Annotated in this window: 20 protein-coding genes, 3 tRNA genes and 1 pseudogene; 13 read left to right on the top strand and 11 right to left on the bottom strand. The window is 31.2% G+C overall.

Translation table 11 applies throughout. The features are described 5' to 3' along the window. Positions 1–11: 11 nt before the first annotated feature. The 7 genes from sufB (at position 12) to AB162_RS01950 (ending at position 8,094) form a co-directional block, all read left to right on the top strand. On the top strand, positions 12–1,484 hold the full coding sequence (gene sufB, locus AB162_RS01980) for a Fe-S cluster assembly protein SufB (RefSeq protein WP_156213991.1): 1,473 nt from the start codon (positions 12–14) through the stop codon (positions 1,482–1,484). A 92-nt stretch (positions 1,485–1,576) separates the two neighbouring features. Then, positions 1,577–2,320 (top strand): Fe-S cluster assembly ATPase SufC, encoded by a 744-nt coding sequence (gene sufC, locus AB162_RS01975; RefSeq protein WP_053097038.1) that lies wholly within the window; start codon positions 1,577–1,579, stop codon positions 2,318–2,320. Next, the gene (gene sufD, locus AB162_RS01970) at positions 2,298–3,593 is read left to right on the top strand and encodes a Fe-S cluster assembly protein SufD (RefSeq protein ID WP_053097036.1); all 1,296 of its coding nucleotides are present in this window, start codon (positions 2,298–2,300) and stop codon (positions 3,591–3,593) included. The genes sufC and sufD overlap by 23 nt, the downstream gene beginning before the upstream one ends. Beyond that, positions 3,590–4,813, top strand: a complete 1,224-nt coding sequence (gene sufS, locus AB162_RS01965) for a cysteine desulfurase SufS (protein WP_053097034.1) — start codon at positions 3,590–3,592, stop codon at positions 4,811–4,813. Before sufD ends, sufS begins: the two co-directional genes overlap by 4 nt. Positions 4,814–4,848: 35 nt before the next feature. Then, on the top strand, positions 4,849–5,313 hold the full coding sequence (gene sufE / locus AB162_RS01960; RefSeq protein WP_053097032.1) for a cysteine desulfuration protein SufE: 465 nt from the start codon (positions 4,849–4,851) through the stop codon (positions 5,311–5,313). Between the two features lie 81 nt (positions 5,314–5,394). Further along, complete coding sequence (locus AB162_RS01955; protein WP_053097030.1) at positions 5,395–6,570, top strand: HlyD/EmrA/EmrK family protein; 1,176 nt, start codon at positions 5,395–5,397, stop codon at positions 6,568–6,570. A 3-nt stretch (positions 6,571–6,573) separates the two neighbouring features. After that, complete coding sequence (locus AB162_RS01950) at positions 6,574–8,094, top strand: DHA2 family efflux MFS transporter permease subunit (RefSeq protein ID WP_420021815.1); 1,521 nt, start codon at positions 6,574–6,576, stop codon at positions 8,092–8,094. A 59-nt stretch (positions 8,095–8,153) separates the two neighbouring features. Here AB162_RS01950 and AB162_RS01945 read toward each other — a convergent pair. Both AB162_RS01945 and AB162_RS01940 read right to left on the bottom strand, forming a co-directional pair. Beyond that, positions 8,154–8,229: transfer RNA gene (locus AB162_RS01945), tRNA-Lys, on the bottom strand. 41 nt (positions 8,230–8,270) lie between these two features. Beyond that, positions 8,271–8,346: transfer RNA gene (locus AB162_RS01940), tRNA-Val, on the bottom strand. A gap of 100 nt (positions 8,347–8,446) precedes the next feature. Between AB162_RS01940 and gltX the strand changes: the two genes are divergently transcribed. Together gltX and AB162_RS01930 are read left to right on the top strand one after the other, a co-directional pair. Further along, positions 8,447–9,856, top strand: a complete 1,410-nt coding sequence (gene gltX / locus AB162_RS01935; protein ID WP_053097026.1) for a glutamate--tRNA ligase — start codon at positions 8,447–8,449, stop codon at positions 9,854–9,856. A gap of 64 nt (positions 9,857–9,920) precedes the next feature. After that, a tRNA-Ala gene (locus AB162_RS01930) sits at positions 9,921–9,993 on the top strand. A 71-nt stretch (positions 9,994–10,064) separates the two neighbouring features. Here the strand turns inward: AB162_RS01930 and trhO are convergent. Both trhO and AB162_RS01920 read right to left on the bottom strand, forming a co-directional pair. Next, positions 10,065–10,985 (bottom strand): annotated as a pseudogene (gene trhO, locus AB162_RS01925) (oxygen-dependent tRNA uridine(34) hydroxylase TrhO); the annotation flags it as partial. A 593-nt stretch (positions 10,986–11,578) separates the two neighbouring features. Next, the gene (locus tag AB162_RS01920; protein ID WP_053097022.1) at positions 11,579–12,811 is read right to left on the bottom strand and encodes a TerC family protein; all 1,233 of its coding nucleotides are present in this window, start codon (positions 12,809–12,811) and stop codon (positions 11,579–11,581) included. Between the two features lie 354 nt (positions 12,812–13,165). On the opposite strand from AB162_RS01920, the gene manX reads away from it, so the two are divergent. From manX to tsaB, 4 genes are all read left to right on the top strand, one after another. Further along, a complete protein-coding gene (manX, locus tag AB162_RS01915) occupies positions 13,166–14,206 on the top strand; it encodes a PTS mannose transporter subunit IIAB (protein ID WP_420021807.1) in 1,041 nt (346 codons plus the stop codon). A 73-nt stretch (positions 14,207–14,279) separates the two neighbouring features. Continuing rightward, positions 14,280–15,086 (top strand): PTS mannose/fructose/sorbose transporter subunit IIC, encoded by an 807-nt coding sequence (locus tag AB162_RS01910; protein WP_053097018.1) that lies wholly within the window; start codon positions 14,280–14,282, stop codon positions 15,084–15,086. 48 nt (positions 15,087–15,134) lie between these two features. Next, positions 15,135–15,944, top strand: coding sequence for a PTS mannose transporter subunit IID (locus tag AB162_RS01905; protein ID WP_053097016.1), 810 nt, complete (start codon positions 15,135–15,137; stop codon positions 15,942–15,944). 441 nt (positions 15,945–16,385) lie between these two features. Continuing rightward, positions 16,386–17,102, top strand: coding sequence for a tRNA (adenosine(37)-N6)-threonylcarbamoyltransferase complex dimerization subunit type 1 TsaB (gene tsaB, locus AB162_RS01900; RefSeq protein ID WP_053097014.1), 717 nt, complete (start codon positions 16,386–16,388; stop codon positions 17,100–17,102). Between the two features lie 51 nt (positions 17,103–17,153). Here the strand turns inward: tsaB and minE are convergent, their stop codons facing one another. The 7 genes from minE to pyrC all read right to left on the bottom strand — a co-directional run bounded on the left by minE (position 17,154) and on the right by pyrC (position 23,778). Beyond that, positions 17,154–17,438, bottom strand: a complete 285-nt coding sequence (gene minE, locus AB162_RS01895; RefSeq protein WP_053097012.1) for a cell division topological specificity factor MinE — start codon at positions 17,436–17,438, stop codon at positions 17,154–17,156. Between the two features lie 3 nt (positions 17,439–17,441). Further along, positions 17,442–18,254: a septum site-determining protein MinD gene (gene minD, locus AB162_RS01890; protein ID WP_053097010.1), complete on the bottom strand. Its 813-nt coding sequence runs from the start codon at positions 18,252–18,254 to the stop codon at positions 17,442–17,444. 14 nt (positions 18,255–18,268) lie between these two features. Then, positions 18,269–18,961 (bottom strand): septum site-determining protein MinC, encoded by a 693-nt coding sequence (minC, locus tag AB162_RS01885; protein ID WP_053097008.1) that lies wholly within the window; start codon positions 18,959–18,961, stop codon positions 18,269–18,271. 41 nt (positions 18,962–19,002) lie between these two features. After that, positions 19,003–19,545, bottom strand: coding sequence for a disulfide bond formation protein DsbB (dsbB, locus tag AB162_RS01880; RefSeq protein WP_053097006.1), 543 nt, complete (start codon positions 19,543–19,545; stop codon positions 19,003–19,005). 83 nt (positions 19,546–19,628) lie between these two features. After that, entirely contained in the window at positions 19,629–20,630 is a 1,002-nt protein-coding gene (gene gap / locus AB162_RS01875; protein WP_053097004.1) for a type I glyceraldehyde-3-phosphate dehydrogenase, read from the bottom strand. Positions 20,631–20,727: 97 nt separating this feature from the next. Next, complete coding sequence (gene sppA, locus AB162_RS01870; RefSeq protein ID WP_156213990.1) at positions 20,728–22,548, bottom strand: signal peptide peptidase SppA; 1,821 nt, start codon at positions 22,546–22,548, stop codon at positions 20,728–20,730. 180 nt (positions 22,549–22,728) lie between these two features. Next, on the bottom strand, positions 22,729–23,778 hold the full coding sequence (gene pyrC, locus AB162_RS01865) for a dihydroorotase (protein WP_053097002.1): 1,050 nt from the start codon (positions 23,776–23,778) through the stop codon (positions 22,729–22,731). Positions 23,779–24,232 lie beyond the last annotated feature (454 nt).

The following is a 24,232-nucleotide window of genomic DNA, read 5'->3' as shown; positions in this document are numbered from 1 at the left end:
GGTGCATGATTATGGCACATAATAATTTTAATGATATAAAACAAATAAATACTAATACTACACAAAAAACAATTTCACAAAATAAGCAATACAAAGAAGGTTTTGTTACTAAGTTAGCTACAGAAAAAATAAAGTCTGGTATTAGCGAAGAAGTAGTACGTATTATTTCAGCTAAGCGTAATGAACCCGATTGGATGCTACAATTTCGCCTTAATGCCTATTATGCTTGGCTGAAAATGGAAGAACCACATTGGCTACATGCAGATTATAAAACACTAAACTATCAAGATTACAGTTACTATGCAGCACCTGCATTTAGTACTAATGATCAAATGAACAATAGAAATTACTTAACTAATGAAGTAGAAGAAACATTTAATCAATTAGGTGTTCCAGTTAGAGAACATAGTGCAGTAGCCGTAGACGCTATTTTTGACTCAGTATCCGTATCAACAACATATAGTAAAAAATTAGCCGAATATGGGATAATATTTTGTTCATTCAGCGAAGCTATTAAACAATACCCAGAACTAGTACGTAAATATTTGGGTAGTGTAATACCTATAAATGATAATTTTTTTGCTGCTCTTAATTCAGCAGTAGCATCTGATGGAACATTTGTTTACGTGCCAAAAGGCATACGTTGTCCTATGGAACTATCTACCTACTTTCGTATAAATGCAGCTAATACTGGACAGTTCGAACGTACTATTATTATTGCAGAAGAAGGTAGTTATGTTAGTTATATCGAAGGTTGTTCAGCACCAGCTAGAAAACACTATCAGTTACATGCAGCAGTGGTAGAAGTAATTTTGCTACAAGAAGCTGAAGTAAAATACTCTACGGTACAAAACTGGTTTGCTGGGAACCAAGAAGAAGGAGGGATATTTAATTTTGTTACGAAGCGAGCATTATGTATAGGAGATCATGCTAAAATGTCCTGGACTCAAGCTGAGACTGGATCAGCAATTACTTGGAAATACCCAAGTATAATTCTCAGTGGAAATAATTCCATAGGAGAATTTTTCTCTGTAGCATTAACTAATAATAACCAAAAAGCTGATACTGGGACTAAAATGATCCACATAGGAAAAAATACTACTTCTACTATAATTTCTAAAGGAATTTCAGCTGGAAAAAGTGAAAATACTTACCGTGGTTTAGTGAAAATAATGCCTGATGCAGTAAACTCTCGTAATTTTACCCAGTGTGATTCAATGTTAATTGGTAATGAATGTGGTGCCCATACCTTTCCTTCGATTGAAGTTTCAAACAATACAGCTAAGATAGAACATGAAGCAACCACTTCTCGCATTGGTAAAGATCAACTATTTTACTGTGTTCAACGTGGGATTAGCGAAGATAATGCTATATCAATGATTATTAATGGTTTCTGCAAAGATGTATTATCAAAACTTCCATTAGAATTTGCTATTGAAGCACAACGATTATTAGCTATTAGCCTGGAACATAGCATAGGCTAATTATTATAGTATTTATTATTACATATATTGTATTAAAATTTACTAAAGTTTTCAGTTTGCCTAAATTATATCGTGTAACAGGAACATCAAAAATGTTATCCATTAATAATTTAACAGTAGAAGTAGAAAATAAGTTGATTATAAAAGATCTGAACTTAAAAATAAATCCCGGTGAAGTACATGCTATTATGGGCCCTAATGGATCTGGTAAAAGTACTTTATCTGCCACTCTTGCAGGATATGAAGATTATAAAGTGAAATTAGGAAAAATATTTTTTAAGGGTAGTGATTTACTTAAATTAAATCCTGAAGAACGTGCAGGAGAAGGATTATTCCTAGCATTTCAATATCCTATTGAAATTCCTGGTGTAAATAATAATTTTTTTTTGCAAACTGCTATTAATGCAGTACGTAAATATCGTCATCAAGAACCATTAGATAGTTGTGATTTCATTGATCTTATTCAGACAAAAATAGATATGCTACAAATGCCTAATAATTTATTAACAAGATCATTGAATGTAGGATTTTCTGGCGGCGAAAAAAAACGCAACGAAATTTTACAAATGGCAGTATTAGAACCGGACTTATGTATTCTTGATGAAACTGATTCTGGGCTAGATATTGATGCTATAAAAATCGTTGCTAATGGTGTCAACATATTACGTAATGATAATCGTTCATTTATAGTTATTACCCATTACAAACGTATTTTGGATTATATTGAACCAGAATATATCCATGTATTATATAATGGTACCATTGTAAAATCGGGTAATTTTTCTCTAGCTAAGCAGCTTGAGGAGCAAGGCTATGGCTGGCTTTATAAAAAATAATAATTCTCAGGCTTTTTTTTTATCAAAGTGGCATAAGCTATTAGCTACTAGTAATAATCTATCAAATAATAATAATGCTTATTACCATTGGCAAAAGGTAGAAAAACTAGGTTTACCTATTATTAACAACAACAACAAATGGAAAAATAAACAAATTGATAGTTTATTATCGCATGATTTTACTAAATTGTTCGTCAATAATGTATCTTCTGCTGAATGCGATAATATTAGTCTAAATTTAGACGCATATAGATTAGTTTTTATTAATGGTAAATTTATATCTAAACTAAGTGATAATTACACTGGTAATTGGCAAGTAAAAGTAGAGTTAGCTAATAAGCTATTACCTATGCCGATATATTCAGAAGTTTTTCTACATATAACTGAAAGTTTAAGTGATGAGACTACCTATATACGCTTAACTGCTGGTAAAGTAGAAAAAAAACCAATTTACATTTTACATATTAGTAAAACAATTAATAATAATTTGAATATATTAAATTATCGCCATCATATTGATATAGAAAATAATGCTAAAGGTCAGGTTATTGAGCATTTTGTTAGCTTATCTAACAATAACCTGAAGCATTTTAGTGGTGCACGCATGACAATTAACGTCAGCGATAATGCCTATTTAAGTCATATAAAACTATCATGTGAAACAAGTCAATGTTACCATTTTGCACATAATGATATTATTATAGGTAACAATGCTATTGTACGTGATCATACTGTTATGATGAGCCAAGGTATTACACAGCACCAAACTAGTATGCAACTCAATGGCGAAAGATCTGATTTATTAGTTAAAAGTTTACTATTAACTATTAACAAAGATATCAGCGATATTTGTACCTATTTAGAGCATAATAAAGGTTACTGTATTAGTAGTCAGTTACATAAGATAATCTCTTGTAATAATAGCAAAGGTATATTTAATGGTATAATTAAAGTAAATAAAAATGCGTTCCAAACTGACAGTAAAATGATTAATAACAACTTATTGTTAGGTAAATTTGCAGAAATATATAGTAAACCCTTTTTAGAAATTTATAATAATGACGTTAAATGTAGTCATGGTGCTACAGTTAGTTGCATTGATAATGATCAAATGTTTTATTTACGTTCACGCGGACTAACTTACCATGATGCGAAGCAGATAATTATTTCTGCTTTTACAGAAGATATCATTAATACTATTGAAAATAATAATATTAAAAATATTTTACTTAACTGTATTAAAGAAGCTTTAAATCGGTTGTTAAATTTATGACGTATCCTATTGATAAAATAAGAGCTGAATTTCCTATACTATATAAGCGAATCAATGGTTATCCATTAACTTATTTAGATAGTGCTGCAAGTTCCCAAAAGCCTAATTCTGTAATTAATTGTGAAATGAATTTCTATCGACAAGAATATGCTGCAGTGCACCGTGGTATTCATACACTTAGTAGTAAAGCAACAGTGCGTATGGAACAGGTTCGTACTCAAGTAGCTAATTTTATCAATGCTGCTTCAGAAAAAGAGATAGTTTTTGTTAAAGGAGCAACTGAAGGTATTAATTTAGTAGCAAATAGCTGGGGTAAGTATCAGCTACAAAAAGACGATAATATTGTTATTACTGAAATGGAACATCATGCTAATATCGTCCCATGGCAGATGCTTGCACAAGATAAACAGATAACTTTACGTGTTATCCCATTACAACCAGACGGTACATTAAATCTTAGTAGATTATCTTTACTAATCAATGAACGTACTAAACTTGTAGCTGTTACCCAAGTATCTAATGTGTTAGGTACTGTTAATCCTATATCAAATATAATTACAAAAATACGGTCTCTAAGTAACGCACTAGTTTTAGTGGATGGTGCACAAAGTGCCATGCATCATAAAGTAGATGTGAAATCACTGGATTGCGATTTTTATGTGTTTTCTGGTCATAAAATATATGGACCTTCTGGTATTGGCATTTTATATGTAAAAAAAAACATATTAGATACTATGCCTCCATGGGAAGGAGGTGGTTCTATGATACATACAGTTAGTTTAATAGAAGGTACAACTTTTAACGAACCTCCTTGGTGTTTTGAAGCTGGATCTCCTAATATAGCTGGTATTATAGGTTTAGGTGCTGCCATTGATTATATTCAGAAGATAGGACTTAATAATATTTCCAATTGGGAAACAGATCTAATGCATTATGCTATATCTTCTCTACAAGAAGTACCTAAGTTTACTTTGTATGGTCTTAATAAACGTACTGGAGTAATATCATTTAACTTAGGTAAACATCATGCTTATGATGTAGGAAGTTTGCTAGATCAATACGGGATAGCTATCCGTACTGGTCATCATTGCGCAATGCCATTAATGACTTATTTTAAGGTACCCAGTATGTGTAGAGCGTCTTTAGCTATGTATTCAATTCGTGAAGAAGTGGATCGCTTAGTCATAGCTTTAGTACGTATTAAAAATATATTAAATTAATAATAATTATCCAAATTAACAAACTACAAACAAATATGATTAGTATTCCGGATAAAAATAAATTATTACGTTATTTTTCCATTTGTAATAATTGGGAAGAAAAGTATTTGTATATTATGCAATTAGGTAAATCCTTACCACCCCTACCGTCCGGTACAAGAACTAAAGATTATTTAATTTCAGGATGTCAAAGTAATGTATGGATTGTAATATCAGCTACTGATAATGGATATATAAAGTTATATGGTGATAGCGACGCAGCAATAGTAAAAGGACTTATTGCTATTGTTTTTATCATTTATACAGGGTTAACATTAACAGAGATTATTAGTTTAGATATTAGTGTGTTATTTAATAAGTTATCACTAAATAAACATCTAACTCCTAATCGTTCACAAGGATTATACGCTGTAGTCAGAGCTATCCGTACTAAAGCGGCCGCATTTGTGGCTTTGCAAGCAAGCCAAGCCCAGGCCAAGCAAATAAGCATAAATAACTAGTTGTTATGTTAGTATATCTATACTAAGTCTTATGAATTAAAAAGTTAATAACTAAATATTTGTTAAAAAAATTAATATTTTATGACAAACCTTAGTAAGCTTAATATCAAGAACAAACTAATAAAATATCAATTTATCATATTACTTATGATGATAATCATATTTTTTATTACTTATAGTGTTTATTACTGGTCATATGAAAAATTTTATGAGAGTACTAATGATGCTTATGTTACTGGAAACTTAGTAAAAATAACTCCTCAGTTAGTTGGTACTGTAACTATGATTACAGTAGATGATGGAGATTTTGTCAAAAAAGGGCAATTATTAGTTAAGCTTGATCCTAGCGATACTATTATCGCTCAAGAAAGTGCGGAAACTAAGCTAGCGAAAGTAGTTCGACAAGTATGTAGAATACATGATAAAATTAATGTTTATAAAAAAATAGTTAATAAACGTAATATCGAGCTACAAAGTGCTCGCACTAATTATAAAATTCGCCTTTATATGCTAAGTAAAGGATTAATTTCTAAAAATGAATTATCTAATTATCTTAATAAGTTAACTTACGCTGAAAATTTGTTGTCCTCAGCACAGCAACAGTTAGATACTATGATAGTTCTAGCAGATAAGACTACTACTATTGCTCAACATCCTGATGTACAGCATGCTGCTGCGCATGTACGTAGTGCATACATAAATCATAAGCGTAGCAATTTATTTGCTCCAGTGAGTGGATTTATTGCTAAAAGATCAGTCCAAATAGGTAGCTATATAGAACCCGGTACAGTATTGATGACTATAGTACCGCTAAATAATATTTGGATTGAAGCTAACTTTAAAGAAACTCAATTATTATCAATGCGTATAGGACAGCCAGTAGAAATTAAATCTGATTTATATGGTAATAAGATTACCTATCATGGCAAAGTGGAAAGTATAGGAATAGGTACTGGTAGTGTTTTTGCGCTACTACCGGCACAAAACGCTAGCGGAAATTGGATTAAAATAGTACAAAGATTACCAATTCGTATTAGTATCAATCCAGATAATTTAGATCGTTATCCACTTCGTATAGGTTTATCTACTAATGTCAAAGTTGATTTACATAATCAGAAAGGACCTTTATTAGCACCGCATAAAGGTAATAATATCAGGTATATTACAGAAATATATGATAATCAGTTATCGGAAGCTAATAAATTAGTATCAAATATTATTTATAATAATTGTGAATTAAGCAAAAGCCCACATTAGTTAATAACTACTATGAGTGATAAATATTTTCGTCCTCCCAGCTTAGTTTTAGCAACTATTGGTATATCTTTAACTACTTTTATGCAAGTATTAGATACTACTATTGCTAATGTAGCATTACCTACAATTGCAGGAAATCTAGGAGTATGTTCAGAACAAGGTACTTGGGTGATTACATCATTTGCCGTATCAAATGCTATATCGCTACCACTGACAGGCTGGATAGCACGACGTATTGGTCATACTAAATTATTTTTAGTATCTTTACTACTATTTATCATTACTTCATTTTTATGCGGGATAGCACAAAAGTTAATACAACTTGTTTTTTACCGTGCCTTACAGGGGTTCTTTGCTGGACCACTTTATCCTATTTCTCAAACTTTATTATTATCAATTTATCCTATAGATAAAAGGGGTATGGCGCTATCGCTATTAGCAATGGTAACTGTAGTAGCTCCTATAATAGGACCATTAGCAGGAGGTTTTATAACTGATAATTACTCTTGGTCTTGGATTTTTTTTATTAATATACCAACAGGTATTTTAGCAATTATTATAGTATTCACTCAACTTAAAAATCGTCCTGATGAAACAGAACAAAAGCCCATTGATTATATTGGTTTATTCCTATTAGTATTAGGAGTATCCCTATTACAAATAGTCCTAGATAAAGGAAATAATCTAGACTGGTTTCAATCAAATTTTATTAACATTGCCATGTTAATAGCAGTAATATCACTAACCTTTTTAGTACTATGGGAATTAACTTACAAATATCCAATTATTAACTTTCGCTTGTTTAAATACCATAATTTTTCAGTAGGAGCGTTAAATATAGTTTTAGGTTATTCTGGTTTTTTTAGTATTAACTTAATATTACCGCAATGGTTACAACATCAACTTGGTTATACTCCTCTTTGGGCAGGATTAGCAGCAGCACCTATTGGTATTTTACCTATGGTTATCAACCCATTAGTTGGACGTTATGGACTGAAATTAGACTTAAGATTATTAGCTAGTTTTTCATTTTTAGTTATGGGTATTTCTTGTTATATGCGCTCTAATTTTACAACTATGGTCAATTATGAGCACATAGCTATAATCCAATGTTTTATGGGCATTGGTATTGCCTTATTTTTTATGCCACTAAATCAAATTTTATTGTCAAGTTTACCAGAGAAAGATATTACTGATGGTGCTAGTTTAGCTACTTTTATCCGAGTTCTAGGAAGTAGTTTTGCAGCTTCTATTACTAGTTGGTTTTGGCAATGGCGAAATATTTTTCATCATGCGCAATTAACAGAAAATATTACGAGTGATAATAAAACAATAAAACTTTTTTTAGATCATCTATCAGGTAGTGAACAAATGAAAATAGCGCAGCTAGCAAATATTATAGAACAACAGTCTGCTATGCTATCCACTATAGATTATTTTACTATATTAGGATGGATGTTTTTCTTTCTCAGTATATTCATATTTTATTCTAAACCACCTTTTACGTATACAGGAAAGGCTTAGTTATTAGAGATCTTTCTGAACTTCAATAAAGATTATTTATCATAATATGATATTATGGATGGTAGGTCGTGCAGGATTCGAACCTGCGACCAATTGATTAAAAGTCAACTGCTCTACCAACTGAGCTAACGACCCATGCCATGTTTTTTTAAACCAATATTTTTATTAAAATTATATGGTAGGTGATGACGGATTCGAACCGCCGACCCCCTCCTTGTAAGGGAGGTGCTCTCCCAACTGAGCTAATCACCTATTTTGTATCTATACAATAGCATTATAAGAAACAACTGAAATGAGTCAACGACTTTTCTAAATAAAATACTATTTATCTTCATTTTAAGGGATATTTTATATGAAAATTAAAACTCGTTTTGCACCTAGTCCTACAGGATATCTCCATATAGGTAGTGCTCGTACTGCATTATATTCTTGGTTATTTGCGAGACATCATGGTGGTGAGTTTATATTACGCATAGAAGATACTGACCTAGAGCGTTCTACACCACAAGCTATTAATGCTATCATAGATAGTTTAAACTGGCTTAAAATAAATTGGGATCAAGGTCCTTATTTTCAAACTAAACGTTTTGCTTACTATAACTATATGATAAATCATCTACTAAATAATGGTCATGCTTATAAATGTTATTGCTCAAAAAATAGACTAGAAAATATACGTAATCAACAGATGATTAATGGTGAAAAACCACGTTATGATGGATTTTGTCGCAATAATTATCAAAAAAATATTTTTGATGATCTACCTTATGTAGTACGTTTTCGTAATCCAAAAGAAGGTTCAGTTATATTTAAAGATCTCATTAGGGGTATAATTCAGTATAGTAATAAAGAATTAGATGATCTAATTATCCGTCGTACCGACGGTACACCTACCTATAATTTTTGTGTTGTCGTCGATGACTTTGATATGAAAATCACTCACGTTATTCGTGGTGAAGATCATATAAATAATACTCCGCGCCAAATTAATATCCTAAAAGCTCTAGGGGCACCATTACCAGAGTATGCTCATGTTTCTATGATTATGGGTAATGACGGAAAAAAACTGTCTAAAAGACATGGTGCAGTTGGAATAATGCAATACCGAGATGAAGGATTTATACCAGAAGCTGTTCTCAATTATTTAGTACGCTTAGGTTGGTCTTACGGTAATCAGGAAATTTTTTCCTTAGATAACATGAAGAAACTTTTTAGTATAGAAGCAGTGAGTAAATCTGCTAGCACATTTGATAATAAAAAATTATTATGGTATAATCAATTTTATATAAAAAATTTATCACCAGATAATATTGCACAACATCTATTTTGGCATCTAAATAATAACTGTACTAATATAGTTAGTGGTCCTCCACTAAAAGAATTAGTACAGTTATTTAGTAAACGTTGTAAAACAATAAAAGAAATGGCTAATTATTGCTATAATTTTTATCAAGATGTTTGTCAATTAGATCCTGAAGCAGCAAAAATATATTTGACAAAAGATGCAACTAAGCTATTACAAAGAGTAAGAGATAAACTATCGATAATAAATAATTGGACTAAAGAATCAGTACATAATGCTATTGTCCAAACAGCAAATGAATTAGAAGTAAAAATAGAAAAAGTTAGCATGCCGTTACGTGTAGCAGTGACTGGTGTCAGTTATTCTCCTGATATTGATTTAACTATTAAAACAATAGGAAAATTAAGGTCGATAAAACGCATTGATATTGCCTTAAAACTAACTTATGGAGATGATTAGGTAGATTTGTGATGATTATTAAATAATTAACTGAATATATTATTAATAAGAATATAGATAAAAAGGGGCTATAGCTCAGCTGGAAGAGTACTTGCATGGCATGCAAGAGGTCAGCGGTTCGATCCCGCTTAGCTCCACAATTATACCACAATTATAAAAGTAACCAACTTCAAACACTATAGCTAGTAGTAGCTAGTTGCTTATTCTTACAAAGCAAATTACAACAACCATAGTATTTTTTAGCACAGTTATTACATTGAATAAACAAACGATGACAGTGTGTGTTACGACAATTAGTATAACTATCACATAGTGAATTACATTGATGGCAATGTGCAATAACTTCTGAAGTGATACGTTCGCCGAAACGTTCATCAAAAACAAAATTTTTGCCAATAAACTTTATAGGTAATCCTAATTCTTTAGCGCGATTAGTATACCCGATAATACCACCTTCTACATGGTATATATTCTTAAAACCATTATGTAACATCCAGGCGCTAGCTTTTTCACAACGTATCCCACCAGTACAATACATAACAATATGTCGATTTTTATCATGTTGTAACATCTTAACTACCATATAAAGTTGTTCACGGAAGGTATTAGATGGAATATCAAGAGCCTGCTTAAAATGACCAATTTCATATTCATAATGATTACGCATATCTACAAATAACACATCAGGATTATCTGCCATGATATTTACTTCTTCGGCTTTTAAATAATGTCCTACATTTAAGTAATTAAAACTATGATCTGTAATTCCGTCAGCAACAATACTAGCACGTACCTTGATACGTAGTACCCAGAAGGAAAGAACATTATTATCTAGTGCGATATTTAGTCGTACTTTATCTAACTTTGGATGAGAGTTGTATAGTATTGTACGGAAACTATTGAAATTATTTTTTCTAACACTAATTTGCCCATTTATCCCTTCAGTAGCGATATAAATTCTACCTAAAACATGTAAATCATTTAATTTACGATAAATAGTATCACGAAAACTATTCGGATCATCGATATAAAAATATTTGTAAAAAGAAATAGTAGTACGCCGCTCAGTTTCAACTAGCATACGATTACGTAATATTTTATTCGATATAGTATTATGTAATACTTTCATGTTAAATTATCAATAATAAATAACTATAATATAGTTATTATAACATTGAGTTATACATAAGTAGTATAAATCAATATTTTTATTTTTTATTTATATAATTCTAATTAATATAGATACTATAGTAGTTTTGATATTATTGTTGCTCAGCCTGTAGCTGCTAAAGGAGTAACAAAAAATTTTTAACTAAAATATTTTTTTGCAAAGATTGCAAATTTAGTAATGCTGACTATGTTACTTTAGTATAAAAAAAGCTACTAGCTATAATTAGTATTACTCAAACAGCTCAATTCATTACTAGTGCTAATTATAATTGATGATTAAAAATGTAGGAAGATACAACAACACAACAGTATTGACACGCTGATTACTGTTATCAAAATTGCACCTTTGTCAGTATTTATTATAATACTAACTGAACCTAAAACTGTCCTGAAATTTTATAAGGAACAAAGGAACAATTGTGTAAACTACGCTGTGATAAAATTTAATCTAGTCTAATTAAGGGTACTTTGCTGCGGTAAAGTTAAACGTTTTTGTCTTTATTAGTTATGAAATTTTTATTAGTACCTTACTCATTATAGTGAAACAATTTACTACTGTACTAAAGAATTTAATTCGGTCATTGCTTCTAATATGTTAGAAGGTGTTACTAACCCCTGAATTATACCTAATTCATTAGCTACGATTATTAGTTTATCTTTAGCACTGCGTAGTTCTTTCAAAGAATTTAAAATATTTCTGGACTCTAGTACGATCAAAGCTGGTGTTATAGCTTCATATAAATTAATTTTTTTGCCTTGTTCAAGATATAACATTAAATCTTTAGCACGCACTATACCTATTAAATTATCTAATTCGCCATAACATATTGGTAACAAATTATGGGGCGTAGTGATTAACTTAACTATTAATTCTTCTACTGGAAGCTTACTATCAATCCATACAATTTGATTTCTAGGAGTCATTATGCTACTTAATTTTTTTGATGCTAGTGATACTATACTAGTTATAAGATAGTATTTTTTTGCAGCAAAATTTGCATCCTGTAGTAATGTATGAAACTGATTGTCAACTGATGAAGGTTTATAAGGTTTATATTGAGCACGTCTACCTATTAGTAACATAATGACTTCTATAGTCAGCTCACGTAAAGGTTTTTTAGTATTATTTTTAATAAAATTACGCCAAGCTATTTGGTTCAAAAGCTCTATAATAATAGAGAAGCAAATAGCAGAATATAAATATCCTTTATGAATATGAACACCAAATCCTTCTGCAATTAGACTAAGCCCTATCATTAGTAGAACGCTTAAAAATAAAACTAATACAGTATGATTATTAACAAAATTGGTTAAGAATTTAGAAACTAATAGCATAATCCCCATTGCTATCACTACCGCTGTAATAGTTAGAGTAAGATTATTGATTATACCTACAGCTGTAATCATAGAATCCAATGAAAAAACTGCATCAAAAATTACAATTTGTACCACAATAGCACAAAAATTAGCATAACCATTACTAGAACTGCCATAATGTTTTTTATTTTCTAATAGTTCGTGAAGTTCAGTAGTAGCTTTAAATAATAAAAAAAAACCACCTAATAACAAAATTAGGTCACGACCGGAAAAAGATAAAGATTTTATACTAAATAATGGAAAAGTTAGAGTAACAATCCATGACATAAAAGACAGTAATAATATACGCATTATTAGTGCTAGTATAAGTCCTATCATACGAGCACGATCTCTTTTTTTTGGTGATAATTTATCTGCCAACACAGCAACAAAAACAATATTATCAATACCCAAAATAATTTCTAACATTATTAGGGTCAGTAATCCCACCAAAATTGAGGGGTCTATGAGACATTCTATCACAGGACAGACTCCGTAAGAAGATAGGATAGGTAATAATCGATTGTTATATGAGTTAATAATCTATATTTTTTTACTTATAAACTATCTATATCAGCTAGTTCAGCGATAAATACTTTTTTAAAGTAATCCCTTTATTTAGATAAATTAATTTTTTATTACTAATTATAGCCTAATTATCAGACAATTGATGTATTTTTACAAAATATAAAATATTCACTCAATTAGATCAATCTATTAAATTAATATCTATTATACGCTAAACTTGAGCGTAATTAATATGATATTATTATCATAGTTATAGTGGTTACTAGCTATAATGAAGCTAGTAGTAAATACTTAATATTATTCATATATAGGAGGTGTTTAGTGAGTATTGCTATAATTATTAGTACTCACGGATCATCAGCTGAACAATTACTTAAAACAGCAGAAATGATTTTAGGTAAACAAAAAAATGTTGCTTGGATAGATTTCTTGAATGGAGAAAATACTGACATATTAATTAAAAAATATAATACTAAACTAGAAAACATGGATACTACTAATGGGGTATTATTTTTAGTTGATACCTGGGGAGGTAGTCCATTTAATGCTGCCAGTAAAATAGTTATGAACATAAATAATAATAACTATGAAGTTATATCAGGGGTAAATATTCCTATGATAACTGAAATATTTATGGCACGTGATGATAATCCATCTTTTCAGGAACTGGTTAAAATTGCAGTATATACCGGTCGTTTCGGCGTGAAATCGCTAAAAGCTAATTTGTCTTATGATGAAGACACACTGACAAAGCACACACACACCGTGCCTGTAAAAAACCATCAGGCTAATCATAATAATCATATGATTATAGTGTTAGCTAGAATTGATGATCGTTTAATTCATGGACAAGTAGTAACTAGATGGACTAAAGATACTAAAGTAAAACGTATAATTGTTATCAATGATGAAGTAGCAAACGATGTAATACGAAAAACTATACTAACTCAAGTTGCTCCTCCTGGAATAACTGCACATGTCGTTGATATTGCTAAAGCTATCAGAGTTTATGATAATCCAAAATATGCTAATGATCTAGTAATGCTATTATTTACTAATCCTTCTGATGTATTACGTATAATAGAAGGTGGAGTAAATATTACTAAAATTAATATTGGTGGTATGGCTTTCTGTAAAGGTAAACATCAAATTAATAATGCAGTATCAGTAGATGATACAGATATTGCTGCATTCAAACAACTAAATAAATTAGGTATTGAGTTAGAAGTACGTCAAGTACCATCAGATTCCCCACTAAATATGATGAATTTAATTAAAAATAAACTTGGAAAATAATCCATATCATAACAATAATAAATTAATAACATTAATTATAATAGGTGTATTATATATTTGAGAGGAAAATGCAATGGAGATAACCACGCTTCAAATAATACTAATGTGTCTCGTGGGCTGTATTGCAGGTATGGAATCTATTCTAGACGAATTTCAGATTCACCGTCCATTAATCACATGTACCTTAATTGGTATTATTCTAGGTAATATGACAACTGGGATAATAATAGGTGGTACGCTAGAAATGATAGCACTAGGCTGGATGAATGTTGGTGCTGCAGTAGCACCTGATATCTCATTAGCCTCAATTATAGCTACAATACTAGTAATTGCATGTAAGCAAGATATCTCTACTAGTCTGGCACTTGCTATTCCGCTAGCCGCAGCCGGACAAGTTTTGACTATAATAGTGCGTACTATAACAATTGGATTTCAACACGCAGCTGACCGAGCAGCAGAGCATGGTAACCTAAAAGCTATAAGTTTTATCCATATTTCTGCTTTATTATTACAAGCAATACGTATTGCGATTCCTGTGTTTATTGTGAGTATTTCAGTTAGTACTGATACTATGCATACTATTCTTACTTCTATTCCAGAAGTAGTAACTAATGGACTGCGTATCGTAGGAGGTATTATTGTTGTAGTAGGTTATGCAATGGTAATTAATATGATGCGTACTAGTTACTTAATGCCATTTTTATACCTTGGTTTTGTGATTTCAGCATTTACTAGCTTTAATGTAGTAGCACTAGGTATATTAGGCATAATAATGGCTATTTTGTATATTCAATTAAGCTCACAAAGTGCAGCAGTACCACCGACTACAGCACTATCGCAAGATCTAAATAAAAAAAATCTTGATAATGAATTAGATTAATGAGGTGATTATCATGAGTAATACGATTGGTACTAAAAAAAATTAACTATTAGCGATATTCGTGCAGTATTTATTCGCTCTAATTTATTTCAGGCATCATGGAACTTCGAACGTATGCAAGCACTAGGTTTCTGTTTTTCTATGGTGCCAGTAATTCGCCGCCTATATCCTGAAAAAAATGAAGCGCGTAAGCAAGCAATTAAACGACACCTGGAATTTTTTAATACACATCCATATGTAGCAGCGCCTATACTAGGTGTGACTATGGCAATGGAAGAACAGCGCGCAAACGGGGCGCTGATTGATGATGCGGCTATCAATAGTGTAAAAGTAGGTTTTATGGGTCCTCTTGCTGGCGTAGGTGATCCTATTTTTTGGGGTACATTACGACCAGTGTTAGCAGCGCTAGGTGCTAGCATAGCGCTAAGTGGCAGTATATTAGGACCAATGATTTTCTTTATATTATTTAACATTGTACGTCTAACAATTCGTTATTATGGTGTATCTTATGGTTATCATAAAGGGTTGAATATCGTTAAAGATATTAGTAATGGTTTATTAAAAAAACTAACTGAAGGAGCATCAATTGTTGGATTATTTGTTATGGGAGCACTAATTAATAAGTGGACTCATATTAATATGAATTTTGTAGTATCAAGCGTGAATAATTTAGAAGGTAAAACTACATTCATAACTATGCAATCAATACTAGATCAACTAATACCTGGTTTGGTTCCTTTACTACTTACTTTTGGTTGTATGTGGTTACTACAGCGTAAAATAAACGCAATATGGATATTAATGAGCTTTTTTGTATTTGGCATTGTAGGTTATTGGATAGGTTTACTTGGCTTATAATATACAACTAGCATTAATTAATAATTAGGCATTAGTAATATGTTATATGCTAATCCAAACAATATTTCACAAAACTGTAAATTTGATAAAAATTAATTATTTAATGATACTAAATATCAATGGATAATTATGATGTTATTATTAACTAACGCTAATAATGTTTATATTGGCTGCATTATATTAATGCTGCAGATATTAAATTTATATTTACTAATCATGTAAAATTTTTAATTATAGTATAATGGATTAATGAACCTGTTAAAATTATTATTTAGTATACTGGGACTATGTATTTATAAGTAAATAAATTTTCAAAAAAAGTTAATTAGTTTTATTCCACACATAAGTAAAAAATAATATTTATAGAATAAATAATTATATAAATATTACTGCAGCATATACAACATAATCAATAATAATTAAAGAGGTATTGTTTACTTAGTGTCAACTAGTATTTTAGCAATTGATACCGCTACTGAAGCTTGCTCAGCCGCATTAATGATAGATCAGACAATCATAGATCGCTTTGCTGTGATACCACGTGAGCATACTAAAAATATTCTACCAATGGTAGATAGCTTATTAGCTGAAGCAAATATTAAATTATCAGATCTAGATGCCTTAGCTTTTAGCTGTGGTCCGGGTAGTTTTACTGGAATACGTATTAGTATTAGTATTGCTCAGGGATTAGCATTAGGCGCTAATTTATCTCTTATTGGCATATCAACACTTGCGACTTTAGCTCAAGGCGCATGGCGACAGACTGGTGCTAATAAGGTAATTCCAGCAATTGATGCAATGATGGGAGAAGTGTACTGCGCACAATATCTTCGTTATAATGACGGAATATGGTTAGGTAAAAAAACTGAAGCAGTACTAAAACCTAAAGATTTAGTTACTATGATCTCAGAATCCGAACTTACTGGTTCCTGGGTGTGTGCAGGAACAGGATGGATGAATTATCCAGAATTAATAACATTTAAGCAAAAATATATTAATAATTCTGATATAGATCAGATAATTTTACCTTCAGCGCAAGATATGCTACCATTAGCATTACAGCAATTACGTAATGGTTACTTTAATTCTTTAACTACAGTAAAACCAAATTATCTAAGGAATAAAGTAGCATCTAATAAACCTATATCAAATAAGTAGATAAAATAGAAAAATTAGTAATTAATGTATTGAATATGTATTCAAATTGAATTATTTTCTACATTGTAAACTATTTGCGATTTCAGGTAGATTTATTTGAAGATCAATAATGGATACATCACCATGTTTTATGTTCAGCTGTACAGAAAGCACCTCAGAATATATTGATAATGATAAGTATTTATATAGTACTTGAAGTAAATCGTACTTTAGCTGAGGTACGTAATGATGTATTTTGCAACTTTTTCGTTGCTCCGCAACGATAATTTGTAACCTTTGTTTAGCTAAATTAGCTGGTGTTTGTTTGCGTGAAAAACAAAAATTGAATAATTCCATGTTTCATACACCAAAAAGACGTCTTAGAAAACCCTTATTATCTTCGGCAATAAAGCGTAAGGGACGTTCATAGCCTAATAATCGATCCACAATATCAGAATAAGCTTGGCCAGCATGAGACTTTTTATCTAGTATAATAGGTTCACCTTGATTAGAAGATCGTAAAACTGAATTATCTTCAGGTATTACACCTAATAGCGGAATTCTTAAAATATCAATTACATCAGACATACTAAGCATTTCACCACGGCTAACTCTACTAAGGTTATATCTAGTTAGCAACAAGTGTTCCTTAATAGGAGCCATATTTGTTTCAGCACGGCGCGACTTAGAAGACAAAATCCCTAATATTCTATCTGAGTCTCTCACAGAAGAAACTTCTGGATTAGTCGTAATAATTGCTTCATCTGCAAAGTAAAGTGCCATTAATGCACCGTTTTCAATTCCTGCAGGAGAATCACATATCATGAAGTCAAAAGCCATATCATTTAAACTAGTTAGTACTTTTTCTACCCCGGTCCTAGTAAGGACATCTTTATCACGAGTTTGAGAAGCTGGTAAAATATATAGATTTTCAGTGCGCTTATCTTTTATAAGCGCTTGATTTATATGTGCATCACCATTAATAACATTAACAAAGTCATATACTACTCTACGTTCACAACCCATAATCAAATCTAGGTTTCTTAACCCAATATCAAAATCAATGACTACAGTTTTCTTATTTTTATTGGCTAAACCAGTAGCAATTGCTGCACTTGATGTAGTTTTACCAACGCCACCTTTTCCTGAAGTTACAACTATAATGGTTGCCATAAAATGTTCCTTTGTCAATGGATTAAAGGTGTGATATACAGTGCACCGTAGCGCAGGTAAATACGTACAGCTTTTCCTAATAATTCTACAGGAATTTGATCTAATAACCAATATTGTCCTGCAATAGATACTAGTTCTGGTGATATATAACTACAGAAAATTTGACAATCAATATCTCCAGATGCACCTGCTAGCGCCCTACCACGCATCATCCCATATATATGAATATTACCATCTGCGATTAGTTCTGCACCAGCACTTACGCTGCTTGTGATAATCAAATAACTATTACGTGCATAAATTTTTTGTCCTGAACGGACCGGAGTATTAATTAATATTGATGGACTAATAGCTAGATTCTTATTAGTAAGAACTTTAGCACTACTGTAGTTTTTAATTACCTTTCCTTCGTTTATAATTGGCAGTCCGCTACTTAGAATTTTATTTCTTAGGGTAGAATCTTGACAACCACTAACGGCAACTACATGTAGCCCAGTTGCTAATATCGCTCTGGAAAAATCAAGCCAATTACATTCGCTATTAAGATTAGCAACATTTATTATTACTGGCGCATGTTGAAATAAGTTAGGTGCTTGTTTTACTTTTTCCTGTATGGCCTTAATAATTTCTTCTAGTGGCGCATTATTAATATTAATTACCGATAAAGTAAAACTACTACCTTTTATATTAATTGGCTTTTTTATCATGTTATTTTAAATAAATTTGCTAGTCTCTTAGGCATATTAAGTTAATTACGTTTATTAAAAATAATTTTTTTATTTAAAGTACAAAACTGTGCCAGCAAAATGACAATGCCTATTATTATATATCCAGAAAAAATGAACATCATCCATTTAGTCATTGATAGTGAAATTAAATTTAATTTATTTACGGCACAGTTACTGTTACTAGTGTTATAAAATAAATAAGGGAAAAATTTATCTAAATAATGTAGCCAACTAGGAAAATTAATAACCAAATCACAGATAAAAAAAGGTGAAATATTAGTCTTATATTGAATAATAGAAACCCTGAGTCCTTTCCAAGCGCTGTATATCAATACAGATATACCTATAAAGCGTAATAAAAATATAGAAGGTGATATTGCAACTAAAATACCAGCAATCATAATGCAATACAACGTCAAACGTTGGTAAATACATAGCACACAAGGATTAATTAACATTACATACTGTAAATAAAATCCAACTACTTCTAAAATAAAAGCAGTAAGTGCAAGTAGTAACCAAATTATACGATTTTTAGAGCAGCTATATAAATAGATATACATATTCAATAAAAAAAATAATCGGATACAGATTATTTTTTAGATTTATATCAGGTAATTAACGCTATTAGTAATAACAATTAGCGTTATTTATAGTTAGCAATATACGATATTAAATCCAAAACTTTGTGAGAATATCCTGTTTCGTTATCATACCAGGCAACTAGTTTAACAAAATTTTTGTTTAAAGCGACACCAGCTTTAGCATCAAAAACCGAAGTAAGAGTCTCACCATTAAAATCAGTTGAAACTACGTTTTCATCTGTGTAACCCATTATTCCTTTCAACTCACATTCAGAAGTTTGTTTTATCACTGAGCATATTTCTTCATAAGAAGTAGATATATTTATACGTGCCGTTAAATCGACTACCGATACGTTTGGAGTAGGAACTCTGAAAGATATACCTGTTAACTTACCATTAAGTTGAGGAATAACTTTACCAACTGCTTTTGCAGCTCCAGTAGAGGATGGAATAATGTTCTGAGAAGCTCCCCTCCCCTCACGCCAGTCTTTATAAGAATTGCTATCAACAGTTTTTTGAGTAGCTGTCATTGCATGTACAGTTGTCATCAGTGCTTCAACAATACCAAAGTTATCATTTATAACTTTAGCTAATGGAGCCAGACAATTAGTCGTGCATGAAGCATTAGAGATAATCTTCTGACCATTATAAGACTTATGGTTTACACCCATAACAAACATAGGTGTATCATCTTTAGATGGACCAGTAAGCACAACTTTCTTAGCTCCAGAAGTAATATGTTTACGTGCAGTTGCCTCAGTTAAGAATAAACCGGTTGCTTCAGCTACGATATCTACGCCAACTAAATCCCATTTTATATTAATAGGATCTTTTTCAGAAGTACAACGTATATGTTTACCATTTACTATAAGATAACCATCTCCTACTACTAATGTGCCATTAAATATACCATGAGTGGAGTCATATTTCAACATATAACCCATGTAGTTAGCATCTAATAGGTCGTTTATAGCAACGATTTCAATGTCATCACGTTTCTGCGCAGCACGACAAATCATCCTCCCAATACGACCAAAACCGTTGATACCTATTTTGATAGTCATCATTTCACCAGTAATTAATAATTAATTATAAAAATATGTTTCTTTGATGGGACATGTAACAACCATTTACTTGTTCTTGTACTTTATTGTTATGTAGTTATGCCTTACCTTTTTCACAATTTAGGCAAAATGCATAGCGATTTTGAGCATCAAATAATCCTATCCCACCATTTTGATTTATAAAATTTAATATATTAATAATAGGTTTAGGTATAAAATTATAATTTTCTACATTAATTTGATTCAGTACAATATTTATTATACTTGGCTGATTTATATACCAATTAAGTTGATAATTTTCAATATTGGCTAACTCAGCTGCTTTATTGACAGCATCATCAAAATCACCTAATTTATCTACTAGCCCTTTATTTATGGCATCGCTACCAATCCATACATGACCCTGAGCAATGTTTTCAATTTCATCTAATGTCTTATGACGAGATTCAGCTACTAGCTGAATAAATTTATTATAGCCATTTTCTACTGTAAGCTGCATTATTTTTGATAATTCTATTGGTAATTTTTTTGTTATTGATCTATTTGCTATTGGTGAAGTAGCTACTCCATCAGTATGTATGCCAATACTGTCAAGAAAATTTTCTAAAGTATGGATAAAACCAAAAATACCAATCGAGCCAGTGATGGTACTTTTGCTAGCAATAATAAAGTTTCCCGGTGTAGATATCCAATAACCACCTGAAGCTGCCATACCACCCATAGATATTACTATAGGTTTATTAGCAGCACGTGCTGCTAATAGTTCTGCGTGAATTACTTCTGATGCACTAACGCTACCACCTGGGCTATTTACTCTCAAAATAATTGCTTTAATATTAGGATCTAAACGTGCATCGCGTATCTGAAGAGCAATTTGCTCACCACAAATAGATCCAGGTGTTTCTGGTCCGTCATTTATTGTACCTTCTACAAAAATAACAGCAATTTTAGTACTTTGCTGGACTGGATGAATGAGCTTATAATCATAGATACTAATAGCATTAAATGATTTACTTTGATCATTTTTGCCAAAAATTTTTATCATAGCTTGATCAAAACTAGCACTAGAAGTTACTTCATCTACCCATTTATTCTTTAGTGCTAACTGTGCCATATCACCATTGACAGCTTTTAATCTAGCAAGTAAAGTAGGAAAATCAGGAAAAAGTTCTGTTGGTGTTAACTTACGATTTATAGCTACTATATCCATATAATTTTGCCATAATTTTCCAAGCCAACGACTATCAGCGGATCGAGCTGCTTCGGACATATTATCACGTAAAAAAGGCTCTGCTGCAGATTTGTATGTACCTACACGGAAAATATAACTATTTACTTTCAGCTTATCTAGTAGAGACTTATAGTAGAAATTATTAGTAGCAAAACCTCGTAAATCTACCATACCTTGTGGCATAAGATAAATTTTATTAGCATAGCTAGCAAGAAAATACTGCGCCTGATTATAACTATCACCTATAGAGTAAATAGGTTTCCCACTATCTCTGAATTCACTTAGCGCTTTACCAATATATTGAAGTGAAGGTTGATCTGCACCATTAAAGTTTTTTAATGATAGTACTAAACCAGTAATATTAGTATTACTTTTTGCCTGTCTAATTATTTCTACTATATCGAATAGTGAATTCTCTTTTATGTTTTTTATGCCAAATAATTCACGACCAAGTAGTCTCAATTTATTATTTGCTATGGCATTATCTACAATGGTACCAGTGATATCCATAATGAGAGCACCTTGTGTTACCGAAGATTTCGTATGATTAATCTGCAGGGGAATACCTACTATAATAACTATTATTAAAAATATAAATATGTTACAAATAAAATTACGTATAAAAATAAGTAAGCGCCAAACCAATCTGCATTGGTTTTTTATAATGTTCCACAAGGTAATAATCATTTATATATCTATCCATAATAATCAGCTTAAAATGTGATTTTAGCTTATATGATCAGCATATTATATATAATATATAATAATAAAATTATTTTAATTATTTATTTAAATATTACATATTTATGTAAAAAATTTTTTGTATTGCTGATAGTAACAAAACAAGTAATTATACCAAGAAATCAATTAATCAATAACTTTCCAGTTTAATAACTGTTGTGCAAGAAAAGATACAACAGTTTCTCCATTAGCTAAATATATTAGCTCTGGTGGATAGGTATCTTTGCGTTTAATAGATATGAACTCTTTATTAAAAGGTAATCCATAAAAATTTGGTCCATTGAGTGAACAAAAAGCCTCAAAGTATTCTAGTGCGTTCAGTTCTTCAAATACTGTAGCATAAGCAGGCAAAGCCACTGGGGCATTGAAAATTCCAGCACAACCACAAGCTGACTCCTTACTATTACGATAATGTGGTGCTGTATCTGTTCCTAAGAAAAAACGATCGAAACCACTAGCAACAGCAGCACGAAGCGCTTTTTGGTGACAACTTCTTTTAAGTATAGGAAGACAATAAAGATGTGGACGAATTCCACCAACTAGCATATGGTTACGATTAAACATCAAATGTTGCGGGGTAATAGTTGCTCCAATATAGCTATTTCCTTCTAAAACATAGTCCACTGCCTCTTTAGTTGTAATGTGCTCCAATACTATTTTTAAATTATTGAATTTGCGATGTATAGGCTCTATTACTTGTTCAATGAAGCGTACTTCACGATCAAAGATATCAATTTCAGGATTATTTAATTCGCCATGCATTAATAATGGTATCCCGAAATCTTGCATAGCAGATAATATAGGATAAATTTTAGTTATATCAGTTACTCCATAGTGTGAATTAATAGTAGTATTAGCTAGATACAGTTTAGCAGCAGTAAAAACATTATTTTTAAATCCTTCAATAAGTTCTTGTTTGTTCATTGATTGCGTAAGGTAGCAGGTCATCAAAGGTGTAAATTTATGTCCAGCAGGTAGCGCAGCCATAATACGTTCCCGATAAGCTATTGCTTGGCAAATAGTTGTTACTGGCGGTGTTAGGTTAGGCATAATAATTGCGCGCCCGAAATAACGGCTAGTATAAGGTAATACTGTACGCAACATATCATCATCGCGCAAATGCACATGCCAATCATCTGGTCTGCGAATCTTGAGTTCTACTATTTTTACTGTCATTAAAAAAAATTTCCGTATATATATATTATGCTATGCTGTTATCCTATACGATAGGTATGATGTTTGGTAGTTACTGTACTTGTACTACCAGACATTTTACACATAGGGGATTAAGTTAAATGGATGTATCTTGTAGTTTAATTACTTTATCTTGCCTATTTGAATTACTACTATGAGCAGCATGTGATGATGATCTGGTAAGCTCATAACGATCATAACGACGACGGCGTTGTCCGCTAACTCTTAAATAACGCAAACTACGTGATCTAATTGGTTCTGTTTTCTTATAATTATTGCAATAATATGCCTCTGAATTTACAGAAGCAGTTTGCTTAGACACAATGATGTTTGTTGGACTGCACTTAATAACTCTTATTTTTTTATCTATCAAGTTAAATTGTCTCAGCTGTGACATATTTTTTACTATATTTTTAGTATCAGCGTGATGATAATA

This window comes from Candidatus Palibaumannia cicadellinicola, assembly GCF_001269425.1.
GTDB lineage: Bacteria > Pseudomonadota > Gammaproteobacteria > Enterobacterales > Enterobacteriaceae > Baumannia > Baumannia cicadellinicola_A.
This window is presented reverse-complemented; position numbering and strand designations above follow the sequence as displayed.

Bases quoted from the DNA above. Each gene is read 5' to 3' on its own strand.
- sufB (WP_156213991.1), top strand. From the start codon at position 12: ATGGCACATAATAATTTTAATGATATAAAACAAATAAATACTAATACT.
- sufC (WP_053097038.1), top strand. From the start codon at position 1,577: ATGTTATCCATTAATAATTTAACAGTAGAAGTAGAAAATAAGTTGATT.
- sufD (WP_053097036.1), top strand. From the start codon at position 2,298: ATGGCTGGCTTTATAAAAAATAATAATTCTCAGGCTTTTTTTTTATCA.
- sufS (WP_053097034.1), top strand. From the start codon at position 3,590: ATGACGTATCCTATTGATAAAATAAGAGCTGAATTTCCTATACTATAT.
- sufE (WP_053097032.1), top strand. From the start codon at position 4,849: ATGATTAGTATTCCGGATAAAAATAAATTATTACGTTATTTTTCCATT.
- AB162_RS01955 (WP_053097030.1), top strand. From the start codon at position 5,395: ATGACAAACCTTAGTAAGCTTAATATCAAGAACAAACTAATAAAATAT.
- gltX (WP_053097026.1), top strand. From the start codon at position 8,447: ATGAAAATTAAAACTCGTTTTGCACCTAGTCCTACAGGATATCTCCAT.
- AB162_RS01920 (WP_053097022.1), bottom strand. From the start codon at position 12,811: ATGTTAGAAATTATTTTGGGTATTGATAATATTGTTTTTGTTGCTGTG.
- AB162_RS01910 (WP_053097018.1), top strand. From the start codon at position 14,280: ATGGAGATAACCACGCTTCAAATAATACTAATGTGTCTCGTGGGCTGT.
- minE (WP_053097012.1), bottom strand. From the start codon at position 17,438: ATGGAATTATTCAATTTTTGTTTTTCACGCAAACAAACACCAGCTAAT.
- minD (WP_053097010.1), bottom strand. From the start codon at position 18,254: ATGGCAACCATTATAGTTGTAACTTCAGGAAAAGGTGGCGTTGGTAAA.
- minC (WP_053097008.1), bottom strand. From the start codon at position 18,961: ATGATAAAAAAGCCAATTAATATAAAAGGTAGTAGTTTTACTTTATCG.
- dsbB (WP_053097006.1), bottom strand. From the start codon at position 19,545: ATGTATATCTATTTATATAGCTGCTCTAAAAATCGTATAATTTGGTTA.
- gap (WP_053097004.1), bottom strand. From the start codon at position 20,630: ATGACTATCAAAATAGGTATCAACGGTTTTGGTCGTATTGGGAGGATG.
- sppA (WP_156213990.1), bottom strand. From the start codon at position 22,548: ATGATTATTACCTTGTGGAACATTATAAAAAACCAATGCAGATTGGTT.
- pyrC (WP_053097002.1), bottom strand. From the start codon at position 23,778: ATGACAGTAAAAATAGTAGAACTCAAGATTCGCAGACCAGATGATTGG.